6 protein-coding genes are annotated in these 6935 nt (G+C 36.8%); 2 read left to right on the top strand and 4 right to left on the bottom strand.

Features of this window, described 5'->3' with window-relative positions:
* The first annotated feature begins 125 nt into the window (after positions 1-125).
* Positions 126-320 carry a hypothetical protein gene (locus tag ID12_RS18630; RefSeq protein ID WP_050827708.1) on the top strand — a complete coding sequence of 65 codons (195 nt, stop codon included), beginning with the start codon at positions 126-128 and terminating at the stop codon, positions 318-320.
* A 31-nt stretch (positions 321-351) separates the two neighbouring features.
* On the opposite strand, the gene ID12_RS18635 is transcribed toward ID12_RS18630, so the two are convergent.
* Both ID12_RS18635 and ID12_RS18640 read right to left on the bottom strand, forming a co-directional pair.
* Positions 352-1374: a protein rep gene (locus tag ID12_RS18635; protein WP_050827710.1), complete on the bottom strand. Its 1023-nt coding sequence runs from the start codon at positions 1372-1374 to the stop codon at positions 352-354.
* A gap of 992 nt (positions 1375-2366) precedes the next feature.
* Positions 2367-3485, bottom strand: coding sequence for a response regulator aspartate phosphatase (locus ID12_RS18640; RefSeq protein ID WP_050827711.1), 1119 nt, complete (start codon positions 3483-3485; stop codon positions 2367-2369).
* 1344 nt (positions 3486-4829) lie between these two features.
* Between ID12_RS18640 and ID12_RS18650 the strand changes: the two genes are divergently transcribed.
* On the top strand, positions 4830-5303 hold the full coding sequence (locus ID12_RS18650) for a DUF3967 domain-containing protein (protein WP_050827715.1): 474 nt from the start codon (positions 4830-4832) through the stop codon (positions 5301-5303).
* Positions 5304-5725: 422 nt separating this feature from the next.
* On the opposite strand, the gene ID12_RS18655 is transcribed toward ID12_RS18650, so the two are convergent.
* Positions 5726-6130 (bottom strand): hypothetical protein, encoded by a 405-nt coding sequence (locus tag ID12_RS18655; RefSeq protein ID WP_050827716.1) that lies wholly within the window; start codon positions 6128-6130, stop codon positions 5726-5728.
* 16 nt (positions 6131-6146) lie between these two features.
* Positions 6147-6626 (bottom strand): hypothetical protein, encoded by a 480-nt coding sequence (locus tag ID12_RS19555; protein WP_234717190.1) that lies wholly within the window; start codon positions 6624-6626, stop codon positions 6147-6149.
* Positions 6627-6935: the final 309 nt, after the last annotated feature.

A 6935-nucleotide genomic window follows, 5' to 3' on the forward strand; every position in this document is an offset into this window, starting at 1 on the left:
CCTGCCATATTGACATAAAAAAAGCAGACCCATGATAGGTCTGCACTTCTAGAAAGGTTTTCACCTCTCTCTGTTGAAACAATTAATCGTTACCCCAACCATTTTCTCTTGGAGGGATTGATCAAATGAGTAAATTAAGTAAAATCATTCTTAATGTTTTCTTGGTAGGAACAATCTTTTTCTTAGGCAGTTATTTTGGTTATAAATCAAATGGGGTTGAATTACAGGGACTTCTTTACGCTGGTGTAGTCTCATTAATCGGTCTAGTAGTAACGAGTACAGTAAGTCTGTTTAGAAAAAATAAAAGCACAAGCATGTAAAAAAAGTAGGCTCTAACAAGAGCCTACTTTTCTATGTAATTATGTAATTCTTGATACCAACATGCCAATGAGCCATGACTTCAAACGTCTCATTCGCCACCTCATCATCATCTTCTTCAATTCTGATCAGATCTCCGTCTTCAGCATCCGTCAAATTCAGTTCCTTATGAATCTCTTTCAAAATCCCGCCGTAGCCGATCAAACGCCTGGCACTTAATGCATCATCCAAATAATAAACCGTATCCAAATTTTCCTCAGTCACTTCATTCCCACGTATCACATCAGTGTCTTTCACTGGATACTTAGAAATCTCTAAAATGGCTTTCTGCTCTTCCATTTCTTTGCGCACTTCTTTTTCAATGGCTTCCGCATCAATTCCCTTTTTTCCTTTGACCCGCTGCACATGCACAATCGGTGTATAATCCAATTTCATTGCTCGTTTCCAAAGGCTTGTCCATTCTTTTTGATTAATATAATTCTTACCAAAGTAATTAGTACGAACAGGCATTAACACATGAAAATGAGGATGATATGTATTCTCCTCGTGATTTTTCGTTATTTCTAAAGCTCTAAAATACCCACGCACCGCAGAATCTACTTTTTTATATTTCATCAATCTATTAAAGCCTTTCATCATATCAGAAATGGTTTGTTTCAGATCATCACCCTCAATATTTTTCACTGTCAACGTGAGAAATATCCATGCAGGCTTATACTGTCTATTCGCTTCTTCCACAATCAATTTATTATGATAAGCAATTTTCAACGACCTTCGCCACGCACACATAGGGCATAACCTCACTTTACAAAAATAGGCTTGATATAATCGTAGTCTGCCCGTTTCGTTATCTCTTCTAAACGCAAGACATTCCGCACAATCACATACTTTCTCTGCCTTTTTTCCGTAGTAAGGCGCACCGGTACGTTTTTCAAGTCCTTCATAATGAGCCGCCATAAGTGACGATCTCACCTTTTTCCCTCGCCAATCCCGCTTTTTACCTGTTGCAGTTTTGTCCTGAAGGATGCTATAATTCGATTCAGATGAATATGTCAAAATGAAAAACTCCTTCTGCGCTAGTTCTCTAGCTATCTATTATTTCGTGTGGTAACTTAATAATAGCAGACGGAGTTTTTCCCTGTCAAATCACCATTAAACCCTTGACATAGTTGGATTTACAGCACTTTTTGAAAATCTCATTGTTTCTATATGTATCAAGATAAGAAAAGACACGATTCTGACTCCGTCAAAATCGCCCAAAAAGCTGGCGAAACCGCCATCTTTTTAAAAGATCAAAACCCAAAAACCTAAAAGACCAAAGACTAAACCAAATTTCCCCGCAGGGGGAGATTTTTTTTTGATTTTTTGCCCCCCTACTCAAAAATTGAGTCCCCCCGTTTTTATAGCCTTAACACTTTTTTTGTAGCTTTTAATCACTCAAATACATATCAAAACCCTGCAATCATAGGGTTTATTTTGCCAAGAAAACACACCACACCGTTTCTGTAGCCTTTACGATCAGAAACACCTTTTCTGTAGCCTTTTGACTAAACCTCACACCAGAACGTGATAATCGCAATCTGGATAATCACGTTCTCGTAATCACGCTCAAAAACCTAATCGTTTATAACTCAAAGCCTTAACACTTTTCTTGCAACCTTTCATTAGCTTTTAACACCATTTTTATAGCTTTTAATCACTGAAACCTTGCAATCATAGACTCTGCTTTGCCAATCAAAAACTCCACACCTTTTCTGTAGCCTTTTGACTAAACCTCACACCAGAACGTGATAATCACAACCTGGATAATCACATTCTGGTAAGCACGTTCAAAAACCTAATCGTTTACGTCTCATTTTCAAGTAACTACACATGATATTTCCACAAAAAAACAGACCTAAAAGGTCTGTTAATTTTCATGTTACAAATCGAATACGATACATCATGTTGCATTCCTTGACGCAACAGAAACGCTGTTATCTTGCGTCGCTAAACCATAAACCGGCGCAACAGTCACAGCTAAAATCAAAACGGCAGCCATAATTTTTTTAAACGTCATATTCAAAATCGCCCCTTTGAATCAGTTTCTGAACTTGGATCATCTTCTTATAAAAAAATACAGAATCATCCAGTCGTTCTATGTCATTATAAAATCTTCCAGCCTCTAAAGCTAGGTCTTCTAAATAAGGATAACCACGACTATATAAAAGTTGATCGAATTTTTGATTGACTTCAACACTAGGCGAAACCGTCACATATAACTCATGAAGCACATTAAAAAGATCGACAAACATAGAATCATCATACTTTTCAGCATAGCTCTTTCCTTTCACACAATAATCAAGAGCTTCTTCTTTTCGTCCCTGCTTAAAGAAAATGATGGCTAAATCATAACAAGCTTGTACAACCTCTTTAGCACCGATCTTCTCGCCTAACTCTAATGCACGTTGGTAATATACTGTTGCTTTCGCAACATCATCTTGTTTATTAAAACAGTTTCCTAAATTCAACAAACCCTTAGTCGTAATGTAATCATGGCCAAGTGCAATAGATTCCTGTAAAGCTCGTTTCAAATGGGGAAGTGCCTTCTCATAACTGACCAAATCGTCATAATTTCCCGCAATCACGAATCTACACTGGATTAACCTAACTTGATATATACTCTTTGCCTTATAAGCATGATAAGCCTGTTCAACATAATACATAGATAGATGTGTTTGCTTCATGTGATAAAAGATTTCTGCCATTTTGAAAAAGAACTCCGCACGCTCCAATTCATCAGCTACTTTATCAAGTTTTCTTTCCGCATAGCGATAAAATGTAATAGCTTTTATGTACTCCCCTTTAGAAAACTCATACATCCCTCTGAAAAAATTGAAGTAGTACTCCATAATACCAGTAAGCCTTTTTCCTTCACCTTCGACAGCTCTCAAATAATCAGCTTTGTTGACAGTATTTTTTGATGGATTTACGTATTCAAGCATCTGTTCATGGCGAAATTCCATTAGCTGAAAATAAAGAACAACCTGTTCGTCTTCCTCCATCAAATCCAGTTCATTCTTAACTTCGTTACGGAGAATCTCTGCATCTGTCACATTCAACCTTTTGATATGCCGATACCACTCATTAATCTTCTGACCAATCACAGGCGCTGCAATAGTTCCCATACCATCAATCCCCCGATACATCGCTTTTTTATGTTAAATCCTAGCACATGAAATACGGCTATAACTTGCTTGCGTTTCCATTTTTGAAAATTTTCGGTATCTCGCAAACGTTTTTTAAAATGAATTCAGCAGACAAAACGAAAAAACGCATTTAAAGCCCTTATAAACGTTTTTAACTCATCCCCCTATTTTAATTACCCGAACAAAAATAAAAGCGCTCAGAATCGAATCTGAACGCTCTCAACGGCATTTTTGAAATACAGCCTTGATATTTTTATAGGTTTAATCATTCAAATCAATCTTTGTCACAAAGTCAAAACGAGTCAATCCATTGCTATGACTAGCTTCAATTTGTTTTTTTCTTCCGTAGTACCCCCCTGTTAGAGTGGGGGGTTCCCGTTTGGCTCTCGGTGCTTCGCTTTTCGTTGCCACTCGACGACTGTCGTCGTCTTCCGCTCCGCACCTTCGCCAAACAAAACAAACGCACAAATATTTCTTTAATCTTATCATTTTTGACTCTTTCATGCCAACGGTACAATGCCTCGCATTCTGCTTTGAACGGAGAGAAAACCCACAGCACCTATTTAGGTGCATAAGTGGGCACTGGTTCTCCAGTGACTCTTTTCGGGCTCTGCCCAAACCCGCCAACGGTCAGCCCGTTGGATCGCAAATATTCAAACCCCCTACCCCCGATCTTCGGGGGATGCCCCTTCGGCGGGCGCAAACAAACGGAGTTTGTTTGAATCAATAGGCTTTGGGTGTGGTGAATGAGTCAACTCCTTAATGCTCACTTTCGTTCCGCTTACCGTTGACTCATGCCGAATGTTTTTCACTCCATTTTTTAAACAGTAACGCTCCTTTTGAGTGCACACTTTTCCGAAACAACACAAAACAAACACGAAACTTAATTCAAAGCTTTTGAACCCTTGTTGCTACTGATTTTTTTGCAAAACGCTCCCTTTCTTTGTGTGCAAGTGCGCTCCTTTTCAAACACAAAACGTTACTCAATTCTTCTCACTTTTCCTTTTTATGGTTTGGCAGTTTTTCCGTTTCTACCACATCACCACATTTTTCTCCTAAAAAAAGGTGTGTCAGAATTTCATTTTTAGACACATTCCTTTCAAAAATCGCAACCGCCACGAAACAAATCACACTGGGATTTCAAACATAAAGTGGTTGCAGTTTTCCCTTATGCTCCTTTCACCTTTTCCGAAATGTCTCCAGCGACACTTATCAAAATTTGTCTCTTTCAACCCGCTACGCAAAACAAAAACATTTTGCCTTTTGATCTAGGAGGGCGTAGCGTATACCGTAGCGAATGAATCATAAAGAGGTGAACCCGCTATGAAACCCGAAACCTACCTTTCTTCACAAGACATTGCAAACAAGCTCAATGTCTCCAGCGTCACGATACGCAAATACGCCGCCATGCTTGAGAAAAACGGCTATAATTTCGCCAGAGACACTAAGGGATGGCGTCAGTATAATGAGTCCGATTTATCCGCTATGGAGTATATATACACACACTCTAAATTAAGTGGTAAATCACTAGAAGAAGTAGCCAAACTTGTAGCGACCTTGTATCGGTCAAACTTGTCCATATCGGATACCGCTACACCGCTACAAGATATCAATGTCGCCGATCTCATTCAAAGACAAGAGGAATTCAATCGGGCCATCCTAAAACGACTCGAACAATTTGAAGAACAACAAAAAAAGCGAGATGAAAATCTCATGCTCGCTTTGAAAGAATCCATTGAAACAAAAAAAATGATTGCTACTGCTCAACAAAAAAAGTGGTGGCAATTCTGGAAATAAAACATCCATAACAATGGCGCACTTATACACACCCCTGTGTGAGTGCTAAAATCTCTCGATTTCCGTCAAGCATGTGAAGAAGAAGCCAACTCAATTGTCGGCTTCTTCTGCTTCTGAAATCGCACATGCAATGATCATCAAAACGAAGCTCCGAAAAATAAATCCCGCTACTATAAAACAACTCAAACAATAGAAAAACAAAAAAGCGAGATGAAAATTTCATACTCGCTTTGAAAAATAGCTAAACAAATAATTAAAAACAGCATGAGCAATCGCTAAGCAAACACCCACAGAAAAACAAATAAACTGATTGTAAAATCAATAATTTCAAGTGAAATATCAGGAATTTGATTATAGAAAGACCAACTAAAAATAAACATAATACTTATTACACAATAAAAGCATTTAGACATGATTTAAGTCTATTCCTGAGATAAATAGTCAAAATCAGTTTCTTCAAATTCAGGTAGCTGTTTTTCAATACCAACCAAATCTAAAATTTCTTGAACATAGGTGCGAATAGCAAGCATATCAAAAGGGAAATCAAACTCAAATTCTTCTTTCACTGAGACAACATTCATAAAATATGAACAATTATGCTTCATTTCTAACATATCATCATTAAAGCTGCACACATCCTGATATGATTCATCAGATAATTCAAAATCAGATATTAAGTATATATCTACTTTGTTGCCTTTTTCAGAAAACCTTTGATCGCAAAAAAGAAGATAAGCACATTTTTCTGAATCATGTAACTCAACTTGAAAAAATTCGAATTCTCGCAAACGAAGTAACCTTTTAAATCTTGTATTCAAAGTTCTCATTTAGTTCAGAGTCCTCTCAAAATATAATTGCTTTCCACTGTGCCATAGTAAACATAGCAAAAGTAACACCCAATGCAATAGCTAATGCATAAATCGGTGTAGGATCAAACACTAACTGCCACCAACTATATTTACTAACCTTATTACGAGCCTCGTCAAGCTTTTTTTGTTTCTTTTTATATTTATCCCACTGAGATTTAGATTTTAATTTCTTCACAACAGATTTAGGTGCATCTTTTAAACTAGAACCATCATGTTTAGTACCATCCATATTTTCAGATGCAATTTTTTTATTGCCTTTATAAACATGAACATGCCATTTACCTGTTTTTTTCTCATGTGGTTCATCAAATCCAGCTCTATACCCTTTGTCTAATTTCACCCATTCTCTATCAGCACCAGCAGAAGCACTTTTAGATGATACCAAAATTGAAGAAGTAAAAGCAAAAGCAAAAATCATAGAATAAACAAGTAATTTTCTAAAAATAACAGACATATCAAATCTCCTTAAATAATATTTAATAACTGAAATTATACAATCCAAAATAAACAAAAACTTGAAGATAATAATATTTTAAGGAAATTTTAAGAGTCTCTACATAATACTTACTTCTCTAATTATGTAACTCTTAATGCCAAAAAACGAAGCTTTGAAAAATAAAAAAAAATTGCGGACACCGCAATCAAAAAAGAAATTTCACCTGCCATATTGACATAAAAAAAGCAGACCCATGATAGGTCTGCACTTCTAGAAAGGTTTTCACCTCTCTCTGTTGAAACAATTAATCGTTACCCCAAAGCCTTA

It is taken from the genome of Bacillus altitudinis (genome assembly GCF_001191605.1).
GTDB lineage: Bacteria > Bacillota > Bacilli > Bacillales > Bacillaceae > Bacillus > Bacillus altitudinis.